The following is a 19,064-nucleotide window of genomic DNA, read 5'->3' as shown; positions in this document are numbered from 1 at the left end:
TTTGATGAAATAATAGTTAATGTACAGTCAGTTCTAAGAAAAGGGCTTCTTTCATGGGCTAATCAGATTTTTCACGCTCAATAAACTTTGCCTCATTTAAAATAGCTAGCTGGTAAATGGCCCTTTTTTCATCGAGACCAAATTGTCCGTTTTCCTCGATAACAAATTGTTCATTGTTTGTTGTTTGAAAGTAATACGTTCCTACAGAGCCTATTTCATATTCGTAGATAACCTCATTTATATCTTGCCATTTATAAATAATTTGTTTGTGATAATGTTGAAAAACGATTTGATCCTTTTGTATGGCGCTATAGCTTAAAAAAGAATAATAACCTAATACGAAGCTGCTTAAGATGATTGCAGAAGAAATGGCGTAAATATATGGATTTCTTTTTAATCCGAGGACAATCAAAGCTAATACTATCAATCCGATGGCTATTAAAAGCATAATAAAGTTGCTAGGAGGTGTAATCAGTACGACATTATCCCTATTAAAATAAAATGTATGCGATATAGTTAAGGGCATAAAAAAGGCAAGAAAAGGAGTTAATATTGCTAACATAAGTGCTGTTATAAAGTACTTTGCTCGCACTGAGAGTGCATTTAACATAATAAATCAAACTTCCTTGTTATTAAAAGTGTAACATATTTACAAATAAGGTATGTATACGCATTTTTATAGTATATAAAGATTGGTCTTAAAATTCTGAATAAAAGCTTCATTCCATTGAAAGCAAGCAGGTATAATAGTTAGATAGAGGTGAAGGTTATGAAAAAAGATCGAGGAAAAATATGGTTGGGTGTATCAGGTGTTACGGTCAATGAGCTTGGACAATGGTTAGTTGTGAAAAAGGCTTATAGCGGCTTGAAAGGACGTTGGTCATTGCCAGCAGGGTTTGTCAACGCAGGTGAAACAGTGGATGAGGCGGTCATTCGTGAAATCAAAGAAGAAACAGGAATTGATTGCAGTGTATCAGGCTTAATTGGATTTAGAACGGGTGTCATCCGTGATGACATTAGTGATAATATGGCGATTTTTTATTGTCATATGCTAGATGAGCAGCAACAGGTATGCATTCAGGAAAAAGAAATACTAGAAGCCAAATGGTTGTATCCTCATGAGCTAGCACAGGATGAAACAACCTCGGTTATGTTAAAAGAAATGGCATCCAATCAATTCGAAAAACATCAATTAGAAGCGATAGAGGGGATTAATCCTGGCGATATTTTTGGTTATACCTCTTATCGACTGTTCTTTAAAAAATGATATGACTTCAGGAGGAAGGCTATGATGGAGTTATTTTTATTTATGCTGGAGCGAGTCGGTTTGATCATTGTGTTTGCCTTTTTAATGTCCAGATGGAGACTTTTTCGAGAGAAGCTGTTTCAGGAGCAAGGAAAGAAGGAGAAAATATGGCTTATCATTATCTTTAGTAGCTTATGTATTATTAGTAGCTATACAGGTATTAAAATTGAAAGCGGTACGATTCATCCTTTAAATCAGATGATACATAGTACGATCAATGCTGAGGAGGCTATTGCTAATACGAGGTTAATCGGCGTAGCCATTGCAGGTATTTTTGGTGGGCCCCTTGTAGGTGTTTGTGTAGGGATTATTGCAGGTGTTCACCGAATTACACTTGGGGGCTTTACAGCGATAGCCTGTGGTGTTTCGACGATTCTTGCTGGCTTTATGACAGGTGGATTAAGCAAACGTTTCAAAATACGTCAAACTTTTTCCTATAAGAAAGCTGTCATTATTGGAATCTGTGCGGAAACGATTCAGATGATTGTCATTTTAGTAGTCGCGAAGCCATTCGAGCAAGCTTTGCAGTTAGTATCGTTAATTGCGCTGCCAATGATTTTGATGAATGCCTTTGGGATATTTTTATTTTTCATGATTATTAAAACATTTATTGATGAGGAAGAACGGACAAAAGCTTTACAAACACATCAAGCTTTTTCGATTGCCCAACAAACGATTGAGCATTTTCGTAAGGGTTTGAATGAAGAATCATGCCAAACGGTTGCTGAAATTATTAAAAGGGAAATAAAAGTGGAGGCGGTCGCTATTACTGATAAAAAGGGCATATTGGCACATGTCGGTGTTGGTGAGGATCATCATTTAATTCATCGTGAAATTATGACAGCTCTAACGAAACGTGTATTAAAGGAAGGCGAAATTTTAATGGCTACTTCGGCAAAGGAGATTCAATGTCCACATGATGGTTGCCCATTAAGCGCTGCCATTGTTCTGCCTTTAATGGTACAGCAGCGCACTGTTGGAAGCTTAAAGCTCTATTTCACGAAAGCAGAATCTTTAACAGGAGTGAAGAAGGAACTTGCGGAGGGCTTAAGTAGACTATTCTCCTCACAGCTCGAATATGCTGAAATTGAACAACAGCGAAAGTTATTAAAAGACGCTGAAATTAAAGCATTACAGGCACAAGTTCATCCTCATTTCTTCTTTAATAGTCTGAACACGATTTCGAGCTTGATCCGAACAGATGCAGATGCGGCAAGAGCACTATTGATCAAACTAAGCACATTTTTTAGAAGCAATTTGCAAGGCGCACGGCAAATGCTCATTCCATTAAAAAATGAAATTGATCATGTTGAGGCTTATTTATCCATTGAGCAAACAAGATTTCCTAATCGTTACGAAGTCGAATTTATGATGGATGAAACACTCTTTGATGTGCAAATTCCTCCATTTACATTACAGCCTCTTGTTGAAAATGCTATTTATCATGCCTTTAAAAACCGCAAGGAAGGCAAGATTTTTGTCAAAGTACAACGAGTGAACGATAAGCTAGTACTAGTAACGGAAGATAATGGCTGTGGTATGAGAAAAGAACAGGTGAAACAGCTCGGTAAACATATTATGCAATCGGAGCAAGGAACAGGAACGGCGTTATGGAATATTTACCAACGCATTCATGAAATTTACGGCACAGAGGCAGATTTTCATATAGCGAGTACATTGGATGTAGGAACGAAAATAATGATTCAACTGCCGCTAAAGGCGACTAGATGGGAGTAGAAAAGATTGAATGTATATATTGTGGATGATGAACCGTTGGCACGCGCTGAGTTGAGGTATTTATTAGAGCAAACAGCGTTAGTAAATGTTTGTGGCGAATCTGAAAATCTAGAGGACTTTTGCAAACAGTATGAACAGATAGATTGTGTATTTTTAGATATTGAGTTAGGAATGAATAATGGACTCGATTTAGCTAAGCAACTACTGTTAGATGCACAAAGACCCGAAATTATTTTTGCTACAGCCTATGATGAATATGCATTACAGGCATTTGAGGTCAGTGCCTTTGATTATATTTTGAAACCATTTGAGGCACAAAGAGTACAAGCTACTGTGGAAAAGCTATTAGCTAAAAAAAGAGCTGCCCAGGTAAAAACAATGGAAGAAATAAAGTTTTCACAGTTGGACAAGCTCGATAAATTAACGGTTTATGTAAACGATCGAATTTTATTAATGAAAATACAGGATATTTTATATTGTACATCTGAGGACAGTAAAACGGTGGTTGTGACAGAGCAAGGGAGATTTTTCGCTTCGGAGTCATTGGCAGCGTTAGAGAAGAAGCTGGCTTTAAAAGGTTTTGTGCGTGTCCATCGTGCGTTCATTGTTAATTTAGAGCATATTGTGGAACTAGAGCCTTGGAGTAGTTCTAAATATAATTTAATATTGCACAACAGACATTCAATTCCGGTTAGTAGGCTGTATATGAAGGATGTACGGAAAATTTTTGACCTATCAAAATAGTTGCATTTCAATAGAAGAATACGACATTTCAACTTTGATTTCTGACATTTCAGTTAATTTTATGAATATGGGGGACATTCCTTTGCTATGATGTGAAAAAAGTAAAAGGGGTGTTTGCATGAATGCGATTACAATTGTGATAGGATCTATTTGTGTTTTGGTGATTAGCTATCGTTTGTATGGCATATTCTTTACAAAAAAGGTACTCAAAATAAAAGATGATACGCCCACGCCAGCGCATGCTTTGGAAGATGGTAAGGACTATGTTCCGACGAATAAATGGGTAACCTTTGGGCATCATTTTGCAGCGATTGCCGCCGCAGGACCATTGGTTGGACCGATTTTAGCTGCACAGTTCGGGTATTTACCTGGACTTCTATGGTTATTAATAGGAGCGGTAATTGGTGGGGCTGTCCATGATGCTGTTGTGTTATTTGCTTCCATGCGTCATGGGGGGAAATCCTTATCAGAAGTGATGAAGGAGGAGCTTGGTCCTATTGCTGGCTTCTGTACAGGCCTTGCGATGCTATTTATTATTACGATTACTATGGCAGGTCTTTCAATGGTGGTGTTAGGAGCTTTAGAACGTAATCCATGGGGAACGTTTGCGGTAGGGATTACTATTCCAATCGCGATACTAGTAGGGATTGCTTATCGAAAAACAGGCAATTTAATTTTAACATCCACAGTAGGCTTTATTTTATTGATGATTGGCGTATTTATCGGGCCACTTATTCAAGGTACAGCATTTGGTGAATTTTTAACGTTTGACCGTGATACATTAGCTATTATCTTACCGATTTATGCCTTTTTCGCCGCTGCCTTGCCTGTATGGCTATTACTAGCCCCACGTGATTATTTAAGTAGTTTCATGAAGATTGGTGTATTTATTGCATTAATTATTGGCGTTTTCTTTGTCAATCCTGCTATTCAGTTCCCGCCGTTAACAGAATTTATTCATGGCGGTGGCCCAGTAATTGCAGGTCCTGTATGGCCATTTGTGTCTATTACGATTGCCTGCGGAGCTATTTCAGGCTTCCATGCTTTTGTAGGCTCAGGAACGACGCCTAAAATGATTGATCGTTGGGAAGATATTCGTATTGTTGGCTTTGGCGCAATGTTAGTAGAGTCATTAGTAGGCGTGATGGCCTTGATTGCAGCTACAGCCCTTCATCCAGCAGACTATTTTGCGATTAATTCAGCACCAGCTGTATTTGCCACATTAGGGATGGAGCCTGTTCATTTACAAGCCTTGTCTCAAAGCATTGGCATGGATTTAGAGGGACGAACAGGAGGCGCTGTAACCTTGGCTGTTGGAATGACAGATATCTTTACAGGCATTCCTTGGTTCGCAGAGTTATCTTCTTATTTCTATCAATTTGTAATAATGTTTGAGGCTGTCTTTATTCTAACAGCTATTGACGCAGGAACGAGAGTAGCTCGCTATTTGATTCAAGACTTTGGTGGCAATGTTTATAAACCATTGAAGCGTACCAATTGGGTACCGGGTACAATTTTTGCCAGTGCACTCGCCTGCTTTATGTGGGGTTATTTATTGTATTCGGGGGATATTAGCTCCATTTGGGTATTATTTGGTGTATCCAATCAACTGATGGCAGCTATTGGTTTAGTATGTGGAGTGACGATGGTATTGAAGGTGGCAGATAAGCGAGTTTATGCGTTAACATGCTTTATTCCATTGGCTTATTTATACGTCACTGTCAATGTTGCAGGCTATTGGATGATTAAAAATGTGTATTGGAATCCAGCAGCTGCAGGCTTCAATATGTTAAATGGCATCTTATCCGTTATTATGCTGATGCTCGGTTTATTAATCGTCATCACAGCCTTTAAAAAATGGGCACAGCTTTGGAAATCACCGAAGTTCTTGCTAGCTCAAACAGCTTCATAAAGAAACAGTAAAACTATTGAAGATTAGAAGTCCTATCTTCAATAGTTTTTTGATGATAAAAGCGGGAAAATACTCGCGATGAAGGAAGGAATACTCGCAGAAGACAGGGAAATACTCTCGATAGGAGGAGGAATACTCGCGGAAGACAAAGAAATACTCTTGTTAAGAGAAAGAATACCTGCAAAAATCCACGATAACTGAAAGATTAACTAAATATGTCGAACAAGCGAAAACAAGGATATGTTCATTGAAAGCGTTGTCGTAATCATGTAAACTAATGAGAGGAAAACGGAGGTTATACATACATGGATGGTCCAGTTTCATTAGTACAGTTAATCATTTCAATATTGTTATTTTTCGTCATGTTCTTTGGTATCGGATTTTTGTTAAATATGCTGTTACGTATGACATGGTTAATGTCGATTGTGTATCCAATCGTTGTCATCTTTATTGTAGATGAAGTAAGCTTCTTAGATTATATTTTTAAGCCAGGTTCTGCATTCCCAGCACTAATCGATAAATTACAGGCGCTACAGTTTGTAGATATTGCTATTTTATCAGGTGGATTTGCGGGTTCCATTGTGGCAGGTATCGTGATGATTTATTTACGAAAAAGTGGATATCGAATGTTCTAACTTGCTGAGTATTCTTCTTTCAATCGAAGGAAGAATACTTTTTTTATACAAAAAAACACAACCTCCCTCTAGAGGATGTGTTTTTATTGCTTATAATATGAAAAACTCGTAGGTTATGATGGCGATAAAAATACCTGTGAGAGCCCCAAAAAATACTTCGCTTCGTTTATGACCTAATAATGTTTTTAATTCCTCCATTTTCTCCTGCCCATCCATCTGAGGCCATTTTTTTAAATCATGGAGCAATGTTTGGAAGTCCTTGCGCAGCTGATTTAATATAGCGGCATGCTGTCCTGCTTGGTAACGAACACCACTGGCATCGTACATCACAATAATGGAAAACATAGCGGCTACTGCAAAAATAGGGGATTCCAACCCCGTCTCATAAGCAATCGAGGTTGCCAGTCCAGTGACTGAGGCAGAGTGAGAGCTAGGCATACCACCCGTCGAGGTAAACAGGCTCCAATTCACTTGTCTAGTCATTAAAAAATGGATGGGGATTTTGACAAACTGTGCAAAGAGAACGGCAAAGAGGGCAATTAGTAATGGGGTATTTTGAAGTAAACTCAATTCATCACAACCTTCGCAAATAATTGCTTTTATTATAACATTCATTATTTTCTAAAAGAAGATACAGGCAAATATTACGTACTTTTCAGAAACTTCGTTATAATAGTATATGGAATGGAGGAATTTACATGCATATTGTAAAAGAAGCAAAAACATTTGAAACGATTTCTACAGAACTATTAGTGGTGGGAGTCACAAAACATCGTGAACAAATGCAGGATTGGACAAGCTTTTCATCTTTTTACGGTGAATCACTTGATACGTGGATTAGTGCTGGGGACGTATCAACAGAATTAAAGAAACTAACGAAATTGCCATTTGTGAAAGACCATGCGAACCTTAAACGTATTTTATTTGTAGGCCTGGACGAGCGTAAAAACTTAACAGAAGGTGATATTCGCGCAGCATTTGGTTTAGTAGGAAAAGAATTAAAAGCTTTAAAGGCAAAAGAGTATTCCATTTGGCTTGAATCATTTACAACAGATTCAATTGCAACTACAGATGTAGCGTTTTTAGCAGGAGAAGGAATTGGACTTGGCTATTATGCTATTCCTCATTACAAAACAACTTCAAACGAAGTAGATAAACGTATTAATGCTGTTCATCTTGTGACAATGTCAGAGGATATAGATGAGGTTGTGGCTAGCTTTGAAGTAGGTGTAATTTATGCGGATGCTGTCAATGAAGCTCGTAGTTTAATTAATCTACCACCAAATCTACTAACAGCAACTGATTTAGCCAATTATGCACAATCACTTGCAGTAGAGTATGATTTTGAAGTAGAGATTTTAGGTAAAGCTCAATTAGAGGAACTAGGTATGGGCGGTATTTTAAGTGTTAACCAAGGCTCATATGAAGAACCACGATTAATTACTTTAAAATATAAAGCGACTGAAGATTTTGAAGATCCAATTGGCCTTGTCGGTAAAGGGGTAACGTATGATACAGGTGGATATTCTTTAAAGCCAAAAGACTCAATGGTCGGTATGAAAGGCGATATGGGCGGCGCAGCAGCTGTGCTTGGAGCGATGAAAATTATCGGTGAATTACGTCCAAATAAAAATGTTGTAGCTGTTATCGGTTCTACAGATAACATGGTATCTGATACAGCATTTAAACCAGATGATGTGATTACTACGTATAGTGGGAAAACGGTTGAAGTCTTAAACACGGATGCAGAAGGACGTTTAGTTCTGGCAGATGCAACTACATATGCTAAACAGCAAGGTGCTACATCACTGATTGATGTTGCTACTTTAACTGGAGGCGTCATTACTGCGCTAGGTATGGATAAAACAGGTGCTCTTGCGAATGATGATGCATTTTTCGCAGCATTTATGGAAGCTGCAAATGAGACAGATGAATTTGTTTGGCGTATGCCTTTAACAGATAATGATAAAAAACGAATTCGTAAATCAGATGTAGCTGATTTAAACAACTCTCCAGGTCGTGATGGTCATATGATTTTCGGTGGAGGCTTTGTAGGCGAATTTGTTGGCGATACGCCATGGATTCATTTAGATATTGCTGGCACATCTGATGCAGTGGCTATACATGATTTAGGGCCTAAAGGCGGTACTGGGGTTATGGTACGTACGCTTGCGAATTTTGTTCAACGTTTAGGGGAAGAAAAGTAAGAGAGAATGGCAATCAGCGGGAATTTGTTCTCGCTGATTTTTTGTGATTTAAGCACTAATCCCGATAGAATAGGCATTCTACATATGATAGATGTATCTTCCTTCATACGATAGAGTAAAAAGGGAGGTAGCATATGCGCAATTTCGGAGGTTACCCAGGAGGAGGATTTGGAGGCTTTATTTGGCCATTTGGTGCACCGTTTTTCGGTGGTTTTTTAGGAAGTTTCCTTGGCTCTCAATTTAATCAATATCCTTATAATCCATATTATCCAAACTATCGACCATATCAGCCAGGTCCATATTTTCGACCAGGTCCACGGTATCGCAGACCTTGGTAAGCACATAAAACGATCAACCAGTTGCCCTATAATCGGCAACTGGTTTTTGTTGTGCCTTACGAAGTAGCAAATTGGGTGTTGACAGAATATACTAAATTATTTATTATTCTTATTATATTACTAAGAATTAAATAGGTGGCTGACTAGCAAACTAGAGGCTTTTATTGTTCATAGGCATTGTTGTGCCTAAGGATAATATTGGCCTCTTTTATTATCTTGATTCAATAAGTGTTTTTTGAACCACCAGGTACAGAAGACTCCCTCCACTATAAATAGAGGATAGAAGGAGTGAAACGGAATGGGGAAAGTTTATATCGTAGGTGCAGGTCCTGGAGATGTTGACCTCATTACGGTCAAAGGATTACGTTGTATTGAATGTGCTGACATTATTTTATATGACAGACTCATTAATAAAGAGCTATTGGATTATGCCAAGCAAGACGCTAAATTGATTTTTTGTGGGAAATTACCACAACAGCATGCAATGATTCAAGAGCAGATCAACCAGACTCTTGTCAGTTATGCACAGCAAGGGTATGTCGTAACAAGATTAAAAGGAGGAGATCCGTTTGTCTTTGGTAGAGGGGCTGAGGAAGCTGAGGTACTAGCTAAGCATCAGATTCCATTTGAAATTGTACCTGGCATTACTTCAGGTATAGCAGCGCCAGCGTATGCAGGCATTCCTGTTACACATCGGGCATTAGGTTCAAGTTTTGCCATGGTTACGGGGCATATGCAGGATGGGAAAGAAGATGCGATACGTTGGGAAAGTCTTGCGAAGGGAATTGACACGATTGCCATTTATATGGGGGTTGGTAATCTGCCATACATTCGTCAGCAATTACTCAAATATGGCCGTGATGAAAATACGCCTGTGGCTGTTATTCATTGGGGCACATTAGCCACAAAGCAACAAACCGTTACGGGTACTTTAGCTACAATTGAAGAAATTGTGTGTACGGAAACTATTCAAAACCCTAGCATCATATTAGTAGGGAAAGTTGTGACACTAAGAGAAACAATTCAATGGTTTGAGCATAACACGCCACAGCCAGTCCAAATAACGAGGTAAGGATGTGGAATGATGCAAGCAATTTTATATATTGCACACGGCAGCCGAGTCAAGGCAGGCGTAGAGCAGGCCGTAACGTTTCTTCAACGCGTGCAGCAGGAAGTTCATGTATCCATTCAAGAAATCTGCTTTTTGGAGCTTGCAACACCGACCATTGCTGAAGGAATTGAGAGCTGTATTCGAAAAGGTGCAACAGCGATTGCAGTGATGCCCATTCTACTACTAGCTGCCCAACACGCCAAACAAGATATTCCGAAAGAAGTGGCAAAAGCTCAAAAGCAATATCCATCTGTAAAGTTTACTTATGGTGAGCCTCTTGGAATCCATGAACGATTAATTGACTCATTACAAGCTAGGATAATAGAAAAACAGCAACCTAAGTTTGACGCAAGTGTTTTACTCATAGGGCGTGGGAGTAGTGATCCAGCCGTCAAAAGAGATCTAGCAAAAATTGCAGCAAAGTTACGTACTAAATACCACTATAAAGTTGTTGATACATGCTTTTTATATGGGATGGGACCGACTTTTGAAGACTGGCTCCAACAAGAAAAAGGGAAGCAACGGCAAGTCTTTATTGTACCGTATTTATTATTTACAGGTATTTTAAGGAAAAGTATTGCCAAGCGAATACAGAGTTTTGACAGCCAAGATATCGTGCTTTGTGAAAGCCTAGGCTACGATGACAATGTGAAAAAGGTGTTAGTGGAACGTATTGATGAATTATTACATTTTAAAGAGGAAGGTGTTTCGTAATGGTAGATAAAAGAGCTGAAAACGTAAATCTAGCATTAGAGAATGTCCGCCAAATGTTAAATACTGTGAACCACGGATCAATTACATTAATTGTACAAAATGCTTACGTGGTTCAAATTGAAAAAAAGGAAAAAATCAGGCTTCGATAATCTAAAAAATGAAATGATGATGATTCGTGAGGTGGCAAAGATTGAAATTGCAAGTAATAAACAGTCCATTTAATGAAGAGCAGGTGAAGTTATTAAATGAGCTTCTTCCTAAATTAACAACCGAACAAAAAATTTGGCTTAACGGTTATTTAAGTGCACCACTAGCAATGTTGGAGGCAAGTGAGGAACAGCCAACACCAGCAGCCCAACCCATTACCCAAACAATGACCATTTTATATGGCTCTCAAACAGGCAATAGTCAAGGATTAGCTGAAAAATATGCAGCCGCTTTAAAAGCTCAACATGTAGAGGTTACTATCTCATCATTAGGAAAATTTAAAGCAACTAATTTAAAAAAGATAACAAATCTTTTACTGATTGTTAGTACACATGGGGAAGGTGATCCACCCGATCAAGCGATACAATTCTATGAGTTTTTGCACAGTAAGCGCGCACCTAAGCTAGAGCATCTACAGTATTCGGTCCTTGCTTTAGGGGATAGCTCCTATGAATTTTTCTGTAAAACGGGGAAGGATTTCGATGAGCAATTCGCCAAATTAGGTGCAACAAGAATGGTTCCCCGAACTGATTGTGATGTGGATTATGACGACGCAGCTGCACAGTGGTTCTCAGCAGTTCAACAAAAATTTCTGCAGCAAGCAACTGCTGTAGGGTCTACTTCAACATCAAACGAAGACACGCAACTACTAGAAGAATCTACATATTCAAGAAAAAATCCATTTTACGCTGAAGTACTTGAAAATCTGAATTTAAATGGTCGTGGCTCGAATAAAGAGACACGTCATCTTGAATTATCAATTGAGGGAGCTCATTTTCATTTTGAACCTGGAGATAGCATTGGCATTCTGCCAGAGAATGATGAGCAATTAGTCCATACATTGCTGGCAGCCCTTCAATTCAATCCAGAAACGGAAGTGACTGTTTTTGAGGAAACGGTAGCATTGAAGGATGCGTTACAGAAAAAATTAGAGATTACGGTGTTATCTAGGCCTTTACTCGAAAAAATAGGTGCTTATACAGAGCATCAACAATTTTTAAAGCTATTTGAGGAACCGAATGCTTGGAAGGGCTATGCAAAAGGTAGAGATTTACTTGATGTGGTAAAGGATTTTGCACCATTTACATGGAGTGCTCAGCAATTTGTAGAGATGCTACGTAAAATTCCAGCACGACTTTATTCAATCGCTAGTAGCCAAAAGGCCAATAACGAAGAAGTTCATTTAACCATTGGAAAGGTTAGCTACGAGACAGCTGGCAGAAAACGTTTGGGTGTTTGTTCTGGCAGTGTAGCAGAACGTGTTCAAATTGGTGATACATTACCAATCTATGTTCATAAAAACCCGAACTTCAGATTACCAGAGAATGAAGATACGCCAATTATTATGATTGGAGCAGGTACAGGAGTTGCCCCGTATCGAGCTTTCCTTGAGGAGCGAGAAGAGTTAGGGATTGAGGGGAAGGCGTGGCTTATTTTTGGCGACCAGCATTTTGTTACGGACTTTCTTTATCAAACGGATTGGCAACGTTGGCTTGCATCGGGCACATTAAGCCAAATGCATGTAGCCTTTTCACGAGATACCGACCAAAAAGTATATGTTCAGCATAAATTACAAGAAAATGCGGCGAGCTTTTATGAATGGCTTGAGCAGGGTGCTGTCATTTATGTGTGTGGTGATAAGCAGTCGATGGCAGCTGATGTGGATGCAACCATTCATCACATCATTGAGCAGCAAGGGCAGAAAACACCAGAGGAAGCAAAAATCATTGTGAATGAATTAAAACAGCAGAAACGCTACCAACGTGACGTTTACTAACTGTATTTAGCATGAGTTCTTTAGCAAATGATTCCTCTAGTGAGGCTCGTACCTTAGCTAAAAAGCACAGCCCCAGATGGAAGCCAAAACGCCAAGGTGAAGGATTAAAGGAGCGATCAAGAATGACAGAAAAGATAGTTTTACCTCCACAGCCTGGAGAACCAAGTGATGTAGAGCGCATTAAGACTGACAGTAATTACCTACGTGGTACGCTTGAACGTACCATGAATGATCCATTAAGCTCTGGTATTCCAGAGGATGATAACCGTCTCATGAAATTCCATGGTAGTTATTTACAGGATGATCGAGATCTGCGCAATGAACGTCAACGTCAAAAGCTGGAGCCTGCTTATCAATTTATGGTGCGTGTACGAACACCAGGTGGCGCAGCTACACCAGCACAATGGCTAGTCATGGATGAAATGGCTAGAACGTATGGTAATGGCTCTTTAAAGTTAACAACACGTCAAGCATTTCAAGTACATGGTATTTTAAAATGGAATGTCAAAAAATATATGCAGGAAATCAATGAGGTACTATTGGATTCTCTGGCAGCTTGTGGAGATGTAAACCGCAATGTGATGTGTAATGTGAATCCAAACCAATCGGCATTGCATGAAGAGGTTTACAACTGGTCTGCCAAACTAAGTGAGCATTTATTACCTCGAACACGGGCTTACCATGAATTGTGGTTGGATGGGGAAAAGGTGATAGATAGTCAGGATGAAGAAATTGAACCGATTTACGGAGCACAATATTTGCCTCGTAAATTTAAAATAGGGATTGCGATTCCACCAAGTAATGACGTGGATGTTTTTTCACAAGATATTGGACTTATTGCCATCGTTGAAAAAAATCAGCTTATTGGCTTTAATGTAGCTGTTGGTGGAGGAATGGGCATGACCCATGGTGACCATGAAACCTATCCACAGCTTGCTCGTTTAATTGGCTTTATTACGCCAGATAAATTATTGGAAACAGCAGAGAAAATTATTACGATACAGCGTGATTATGGGAATCGTTCTGTGCGCAAAAATGCACGTTTTAAATACACGATCGATGCAAGAGGGCTTGCCTGGTTCCAAGAAGAATTAACACGTCGGCTAGGCTGGGAAATTCAGCAGGCTCGTCCCTATACATTTGAGCGTACTGGTGATGAATTTGGCTGGATTAAAGGGGCAGATGGTCATTGGCATTACACGTTATTTATTCAAAATGGTCGTATAAAAGACTTTGAAGATTATCAGCTGTTAACAGGATTACGCGAAATAGCTAAAGTACACACAGGTGATTTTCGCCTAACACCGAACCAAAATTTAATGATTAGCAATGTGACTCCAGAAAAAAAGAAAAAAATTAATACGATTATTGAACAATACAAACTAACAGATGGTGCGCATTATTCTGCCTTACGTCGCAATTCCATTGCCTGTGTTTCTTTACCAACCTGTGGTTTAGCAATGGCGGAAGCAGAACGCTATTTACCTTCGCTCATTACGAAGCTTGATGCCATTATCGATGAGGCAGGATTAAATGAAACAGAAATTGTTATACGCATGTCTGGCTGTCCAAACGGCTGTTCACGTGCAGCTATGGCTGAAATCGGCTTTATCGGTAAAGGACCAGGGAAATATAATATGTATTTAGGGGCAAGTTTTACAGGCAACCGATTGAATAAAATCTATCGTGAAAATATTGGCGAAGAAGAAATATTAGCAGAGCTTCGACCAATTCTTCTGCATTTTGCGAAGGAGCGTTTAGAGGGGGAGCATTTTGGTGACTTTGTTATTCGTGCTGGATATGTGACAGCTGTTAATGATGGGAGAGAATTTCACTAATGATTAAAGCCATGTAGCAAATTGCTTTGCTACATGGCTTGTTGTTGAAAAAAGGTGATGTCAATAGCAAAAAAAGAACCTTTAGCAAGGCGAGAGGTTGATTTCCGTTCCGCCAGCGTCCTTTCCAGGGGGCGTCCGATGAGCCGCTTCACTCACTGCGTTTCGCTCCAGGGTCTCACCTGTGGACGCTAAATCCCCTAGGAGTGACGCTGGCTCCACTCCAACCAACCATGTGGTAAAAGTGTCTTTTCCTTCTCTTTCATACGAGCCGTAGTGAACAAAATAGCCCATTATTTGTAGAGAAAGGATAGCCTCTTATTTTCAATGTAGAGAAGTGATGAGTGACAACATCCCTCCATAAAGAGTAGTGAATACCTTCACTTTAGTTGAAAGCCTTTGCTAACAAGAAACATTTTTATGGATTGGAGCGGTAGCGGAGGAAGCGGCTCGGCTCTCGCCCACAGGAAAGCAAGTAGTCTGCAATGGAAATCTATTTTCACATTTCACAAAAATACTATTAATGGTTTTGTTTTTTCAACACTGAGCCATGTAGCAAATTGCTCTGCTACATGGCTTTTTAAATGGAGTAATCTTCGGGGGTAAATACTTTTAATTGTTTTGGCTTTACAAATACTTGATCGCCAACTTTAAGCTGTAGGTGGAAAAATTGTTCTTTTGATAACTCCGCCTCTAAAAATTCATCAAGATCCTCACGGCGTAGCTCAATTTGGACAATAGGTCCTAGCAAATGAATATGACTGATTTTAACAGGAACTGTCCCTGGAATACTTGTTTTTTCGATATGAATGTCATGAGGGCGTACATAGCCAATTACGTTATCATTCGTATGTGTGAGGGCATCTGGTACATCCAGTGCAACTTCGCCTTGCATGAGCTTACCATTATGTAAGCGACCTTTAAAAAGATTGACATTGCCCAAGAAGTCATAAACAAATGGACTATTTGGGTTCGTATACACCTCATCTGGGCTGCCAATTTGTTCGATTTTGCCATTATTCATTACGACAATGCGATCCGCTACATCTAGTGCTTCCTCCTGGTCGTGTGTCACAAATATACTGGTAATATGAAATTCATCATGCAACTTTCTTAGCCAGCGACGTAATTCCTTGCGAACTTTTGCATCAAGTGCTCCGAACGGTTCATCCAATAAAAGAACCTTAGGCTCTACAGCAAGGGCTCTTGCCAGTGCTACACGTTGCCGTTGCCCCCCTGAAAGCTGTGTTGGATATCGATTAGCGTAATTTTCGAGTTTGACTAGTTGCAATAATTCCATCACTTTATTTGTTATTTCTTGTTTTGAGGGTCTGCTTTTTCGCGGGCGAACCTTTAGCCCATATGCGACATTATCAAAGACTGTCATATGACGAAAAAGGGCATAATGCTGAAAGACAAAGCCCACATTGCGCTCCTTTGGATGTCGATTGGTTATGGACTGACCATCAAATAAGATGTCACCAACATCAGTGGTTTCCAGCCCCGCAATCACACGTAATAAAGAGGTTTTTCCCGAACCAGAAGGGCCGAGCAGTGCTACTAGCTCCCCTGACTGAATATGAACTGATATATCCTCTAAGGCTTGGAAAGCACCATATTTTTTGGATATGTTTTGAATTTGTATACTCAACGTGACCATCTCCTTTTAACTAGATTTTGATTTCCATGCGATTATATCTTTCACAACTAATGTAAAGATGGCCATAACACTCATTAAGGAGGCAACAGCAAAGGCTGCTGAAAATTGATATTCATTATAGAGAATTTCAATATGAAGTGGCATCGTATTGGTCATGCCACGGATATGACCTGATACAACAGAGACCGCCCCAAATTCCCCGATGGCTCGTGCATTACATAAAATCAAACCATAGAACAATCCCCATTTAATATTGGGCAATGTAACATACCAAAATGTTTTAAAGCCGTTGGCACCAAGTGAAATGGACGCTTCCTCCTCAGATGTGCCCTGTGTTTGCATGAGTGGTATTAACTCACGTGCAACAAAGGGTAAAGTGACGAAAATAGTGGCGAGGACAATGCCAGGCAAGGCAAAAACAATTTTAATATCATGTGCGAACAGCCAATCACCGAAAAGTCCCTGTGAACCAAACAATAAAATAAATACTAGTCCTGCGATAACAGGGGAGACGGCAAATGGTAAATCAACGATGGTAAGTAATAGATTTTTCCCTTTAAAATTAAACTTTGTAAGGGCCCATGCAGCCATTACGCCAAAAAGAGCATTAAGTGGTACAGCAATAGCTACAACCGTTAACGTAAGCTTAATAGCAGCTAACGCATCTGGATGTGTAATAGCAGCAAAATAAACGTCGGCTCCCTTTTGAAAGGCTGTAATAAAAATAGATAGTAAAGGTAGTACGATAAAGAAAGCTAAAAAAGCTAAGGCAATGAACGTTAACGAATAGCGAACAATACGGGGCTCCTGTAATGCAGCAGACTTTGGGGCTGCTTTATTTTTCTCACTACTAGCCTGCTGAATAAATGTTGATTGTTCCATGTGGTACCTCCTACTGTACAAAACGACGATTGGCTAGCCATTGGATCAAGTTGATGGTGAACAACAGAATAAAGGATGTCACAAGCATGACAACTGCTATTGCGGTAGCACCTGCATAATCATATTGTTCTAGCTTCGTCATAATAATTAACGGTGTAATTTCTGTTTTCATCGGCATATTTCCTGCAATGAAAACAACGGAGCCATATTCACCAAGTGCACGGGCAAAGGCTAATGAAAAGCCAGTTAAAATGGCAGGTAATAGCTCTGGCAGAATGACTTTACTGAAGGTTTGTAAACGATTGGCACCAAGACTTGCCGAAGCTTCCTCGACCTCAGCGCTAATATTTTGTAATACGGGTTGGACTGTACGTACTACAAAAGGTAGCCCGATAAATGTTAACGCGATCATAATACCAAGAGGTGTAAAGGCAATTTTAAAATCAAAAAATTGACCGATCCAGCCATTTGGCGCATAGAGTGATGTTAAAGCAATACCAGCAACAGCAGTAGGCAAGGCAAAGGGTAAATCTACTAGCCCATCAATGATTCGTTTAAATGGAAATTGATAGCGAACGAGAACCCATGCGATAATGGTGCCGAAAAGTACATTTAGTAAGCCCGCAATCAATGCTGTGCTGAAGCTCACTTTATAAGAGGCAACAGCACGAGGCTCTGTAATGATAGCGATAAACTCAGTCCAGCTTAAGGACATGGTATGAATGAAAATCGTTGAAAGTGGTAGTAACACTAGTAAACTAACATAGAGCATTGTATAACCAAGAGACAGATGAAAGCCTGGAATTATTCGCCGTGATTTTTTAGGAAGGATTAACTGACTCATCAAAACGCTCCTTATTGTGGTACATATATTTCATCAAAGGTACCACCATCTTTAAAATGGGTAGCTTGTGCTTGTGACCAACCGCCAAAATCATCAATGGACACAAGTTCAAGCTGAGGAAATTGCTCTTTATATTTTGCTAGAATGGTTTCATTACGTGGTCGATAATAGTTTTTTGCCGCAATTTCTTGCCCGATATCACTATATAAATGTTGTAAGTAAGCTTCCGCAACTTCACGTGTCCCTTTTTTATCAACGATTTTGTCAACAACTGCAACTGGTGGCTCTGCCAAAATACTTAATGATGGTGTGATGATTTCAAATTCGTCCTTCCCTAATTCATTTAAAGATAAGTAGGCTTCATTTTCCCATGCAATTAAGACGTCTCCAATCTTTCGTTCTACGAATGTCGTTGTAGCACCACGAGCACCAGAATCTAATACTTCAACATTGCTATAGAGTGATTTCATAAATTTTTTTATTTTTGTTTCATCATTGTTATATAACTTTCCAGCATAAGCCCAAGCCGCTAAGTAGTTCCAACGTGCACCACCAGATGTTTTGGGGTTGGGTGTAATGACCGACACATCTTCTTTAATTAGATCATCCCAGTCTTGAATGTTTTTTGGATTCCCTTTGCGTACTAAAAACACAATGGTCGATGTATAGGGGGTCGAGTTATAATCAAATTCTGTCTGCCAATCTTTATTCAATAGCTCGCGTGTTTGAGCAATTTCGTCTATATCGTAAGCTAGTGCAAGGGTGACAACGTCAGCTTCGAGACCATCGATCACAGCTCGACCTTGTTTGCCAGATCCACCATGTGATTGATTGATTTTGACATCTTGACCTGTTTCGTCTTTCCATTTTTTTATAAAATCCTTGTTAAATTCATCGTAAAGCTCGCGTGTTGGGTCATAGGAAACATTGAGTAGTTCTACAGACTTCTTTGCTTCCTGACCACTTGCTTTTTCATCAGAATTAGCACTTCCACAGCCAGTTAAACTTAACGTTACTGCAGCTAATAGTGCTAACGTTTGGAGAACATAGCTCCTTTTTTTCATATCATTTCGCTCCTTTTCCATCTAAAGAATGCAAAAAGCCATCCCCCATAATGTTATGACTTCATGGGTAGATGGCCTTCAGATTCTCTGA

General features: G+C 39.4%; 18 protein-coding genes. 12 read left to right on the top strand and 6 right to left on the bottom strand.

Annotated features, from left to right (window positions below; all coding sequences use genetic code 11):
- Positions 1-58 precede the first annotated feature (58 nt).
- Complete coding sequence (locus NV349_RS18065; protein WP_036119763.1) at positions 59-610, bottom strand: hypothetical protein; 552 nt, start codon at positions 608-610, stop codon at positions 59-61.
- 159 nt (positions 611-769) lie between these two features.
- On the opposite strand from NV349_RS18065, the gene NV349_RS18060 reads away from it, so the two are divergent.
- The 5 genes from NV349_RS18060 (at position 770) to NV349_RS18040 (ending at position 6,334) form a co-directional block, all read left to right on the top strand.
- Positions 770-1,267, top strand: coding sequence for an NUDIX hydrolase (locus tag NV349_RS18060; RefSeq protein WP_058844840.1), 498 nt, complete (start codon positions 770-772; stop codon positions 1,265-1,267).
- A 24-nt stretch (positions 1,268-1,291) separates the two neighbouring features.
- Positions 1,292-3,043: a sensor histidine kinase gene (locus NV349_RS18055; protein ID WP_058844841.1), complete on the top strand. Its 1,752-nt coding sequence runs from the start codon at positions 1,292-1,294 to the stop codon at positions 3,041-3,043.
- A 6-nt stretch (positions 3,044-3,049) separates the two neighbouring features.
- Positions 3,050-3,787, top strand: coding sequence for a LytR/AlgR family response regulator transcription factor (locus tag NV349_RS18050; protein WP_058844842.1), 738 nt, complete (start codon positions 3,050-3,052; stop codon positions 3,785-3,787).
- Between the two features lie 118 nt (positions 3,788-3,905).
- Positions 3,906-5,699 (top strand): carbon starvation CstA family protein, encoded by a 1,794-nt coding sequence (locus NV349_RS18045; RefSeq protein ID WP_058844843.1) that lies wholly within the window; start codon positions 3,906-3,908, stop codon positions 5,697-5,699.
- Positions 5,700-6,004: 305 nt separating this feature from the next.
- Entirely contained in the window at positions 6,005-6,334 is a 330-nt protein-coding gene (locus NV349_RS18040; protein ID WP_036119784.1) for a YuiB family protein, read from the top strand.
- A gap of 90 nt (positions 6,335-6,424) precedes the next feature.
- Here the strand turns inward: NV349_RS18040 and NV349_RS18035 are convergent, their stop codons facing one another.
- Entirely contained in the window at positions 6,425-6,949 is a 525-nt protein-coding gene (locus NV349_RS18035; RefSeq protein ID WP_058844844.1) for a divergent PAP2 family protein, read from the bottom strand.
- A gap of 83 nt (positions 6,950-7,032) precedes the next feature.
- Here NV349_RS18035 and NV349_RS18030 point away from each other — a divergent pair, with 83 nt between their 5' ends.
- From NV349_RS18030 to cysI, 7 genes are all read left to right on the top strand, one after another.
- Entirely contained in the window at positions 7,033-8,541 is a 1,509-nt protein-coding gene (locus NV349_RS18030; protein WP_271910788.1) for a leucyl aminopeptidase, read from the top strand.
- A 134-nt stretch (positions 8,542-8,675) separates the two neighbouring features.
- Positions 8,676-8,879 (top strand): hypothetical protein, encoded by a 204-nt coding sequence (locus tag NV349_RS18025; protein WP_036119794.1) that lies wholly within the window; start codon positions 8,676-8,678, stop codon positions 8,877-8,879.
- Between the two features lie 298 nt (positions 8,880-9,177).
- Positions 9,178-9,951, top strand: a complete 774-nt coding sequence (cobA, locus tag NV349_RS18020; RefSeq protein WP_058844845.1) for a uroporphyrinogen-III C-methyltransferase — start codon at positions 9,178-9,180, stop codon at positions 9,949-9,951.
- Positions 9,952-9,960: 9 nt separating this feature from the next.
- Positions 9,961-10,704, top strand: a complete 744-nt coding sequence (locus tag NV349_RS18015) for a sirohydrochlorin chelatase (protein WP_271910786.1) — start codon at positions 9,961-9,963, stop codon at positions 10,702-10,704.
- On the top strand, positions 10,704-10,853 hold the full coding sequence (locus tag NV349_RS18010; RefSeq protein ID WP_080717104.1) for a YezD family protein: 150 nt from the start codon (positions 10,704-10,706) through the stop codon (positions 10,851-10,853). Before NV349_RS18015 ends, NV349_RS18010 begins: the two co-directional genes overlap by 1 nt.
- Positions 10,854-10,894: 41 nt before the next feature.
- Positions 10,895-12,688: an assimilatory sulfite reductase (NADPH) flavoprotein subunit gene (locus NV349_RS18005; RefSeq protein ID WP_271910785.1), complete on the top strand. Its 1,794-nt coding sequence runs from the start codon at positions 10,895-10,897 to the stop codon at positions 12,686-12,688.
- 122 nt (positions 12,689-12,810) lie between these two features.
- Positions 12,811-14,526, top strand: a complete 1,716-nt coding sequence (gene cysI, locus NV349_RS18000; RefSeq protein ID WP_271910784.1) for an assimilatory sulfite reductase (NADPH) hemoprotein subunit — start codon at positions 12,811-12,813, stop codon at positions 14,524-14,526.
- 577 nt (positions 14,527-15,103) lie between these two features.
- On the opposite strand, the gene NV349_RS17995 is transcribed toward cysI, so the two are convergent.
- Genes NV349_RS17995 through NV349_RS17980 form a run of 4 tightly spaced genes read right to left on the bottom strand, consistent with a single transcriptional unit; the run spans position 15,104 to position 18,973 of the window.
- Positions 15,104-16,174, bottom strand: a complete 1,071-nt coding sequence (locus NV349_RS17995; protein ID WP_271910783.1) for a sulfate/molybdate ABC transporter ATP-binding protein — start codon at positions 16,172-16,174, stop codon at positions 15,104-15,106.
- A gap of 15 nt (positions 16,175-16,189) precedes the next feature.
- Positions 16,190-17,065, bottom strand: a complete 876-nt coding sequence (gene cysW / locus NV349_RS17990) for a sulfate ABC transporter permease subunit CysW (RefSeq protein WP_036119808.1) — start codon at positions 17,063-17,065, stop codon at positions 16,190-16,192.
- Between the two features lie 10 nt (positions 17,066-17,075).
- Positions 17,076-17,909 (bottom strand): sulfate ABC transporter permease subunit CysT, encoded by an 834-nt coding sequence (gene cysT / locus NV349_RS17985; protein WP_271910782.1) that lies wholly within the window; start codon positions 17,907-17,909, stop codon positions 17,076-17,078.
- Between the two features lie 11 nt (positions 17,910-17,920).
- The gene (locus tag NV349_RS17980) at positions 17,921-18,973 is read right to left on the bottom strand and encodes a sulfate ABC transporter substrate-binding protein (RefSeq protein ID WP_036119815.1); all 1,053 of its coding nucleotides are present in this window, start codon (positions 18,971-18,973) and stop codon (positions 17,921-17,923) included.
- Positions 18,974-19,064: the final 91 nt, after the last annotated feature.

Origin of the sequence: Lysinibacillus sp. OF-1, assembly GCF_028356935.1 — a bacterium.
Classification (GTDB): Bacteria; Bacillota; Bacilli; order Bacillales_A; family Planococcaceae; genus Lysinibacillus; species Lysinibacillus fusiformis_D.
This window is presented reverse-complemented; position numbering and strand designations above follow the sequence as displayed.

Bases quoted from the DNA above. Each gene is read 5' to 3' on its own strand.
- NV349_RS18065 (WP_036119763.1), bottom strand. From the start codon at position 610: ATGTTAAATGCACTCTCAGTGCGAGCAAAGTACTTTATAACAGCACTT.
- NV349_RS18060 (WP_058844840.1), top strand. From the start codon at position 770: ATGAAAAAAGATCGAGGAAAAATATGGTTGGGTGTATCAGGTGTTACG.
- NV349_RS18055 (WP_058844841.1), top strand. From the start codon at position 1,292: ATGGAGTTATTTTTATTTATGCTGGAGCGAGTCGGTTTGATCATTGTG.
- NV349_RS18045 (WP_058844843.1), top strand. From the start codon at position 3,906: ATGAATGCGATTACAATTGTGATAGGATCTATTTGTGTTTTGGTGATT.
- NV349_RS18040 (WP_036119784.1), top strand. From the start codon at position 6,005: ATGGATGGTCCAGTTTCATTAGTACAGTTAATCATTTCAATATTGTTA.
- NV349_RS18035 (WP_058844844.1), bottom strand. From the start codon at position 6,949: ATGAATGTTATAATAAAAGCAATTATTTGCGAAGGTTGTGATGAATTG.
- NV349_RS18030 (WP_271910788.1), top strand. From the start codon at position 7,033: ATGCATATTGTAAAAGAAGCAAAAACATTTGAAACGATTTCTACAGAA.
- NV349_RS18025 (WP_036119794.1), top strand. From the start codon at position 8,676: ATGCGCAATTTCGGAGGTTACCCAGGAGGAGGATTTGGAGGCTTTATT.
- cobA (WP_058844845.1), top strand. From the start codon at position 9,178: ATGGGGAAAGTTTATATCGTAGGTGCAGGTCCTGGAGATGTTGACCTC.
- NV349_RS18015 (WP_271910786.1), top strand. From the start codon at position 9,961: ATGATGCAAGCAATTTTATATATTGCACACGGCAGCCGAGTCAAGGCA.
- NV349_RS18010 (WP_080717104.1), top strand. From the start codon at position 10,704: ATGGTAGATAAAAGAGCTGAAAACGTAAATCTAGCATTAGAGAATGTC.
- cysI (WP_271910784.1), top strand. From the start codon at position 12,811: ATGACAGAAAAGATAGTTTTACCTCCACAGCCTGGAGAACCAAGTGAT.
- cysW (WP_036119808.1), bottom strand. From the start codon at position 17,065: ATGGAACAATCAACATTTATTCAGCAGGCTAGTAGTGAGAAAAATAAA.
- cysT (WP_271910782.1), bottom strand. From the start codon at position 17,909: ATGAGTCAGTTAATCCTTCCTAAAAAATCACGGCGAATAATTCCAGGC.
- NV349_RS17980 (WP_036119815.1), bottom strand. From the start codon at position 18,973: ATGAAAAAAAGGAGCTATGTTCTCCAAACGTTAGCACTATTAGCTGCA.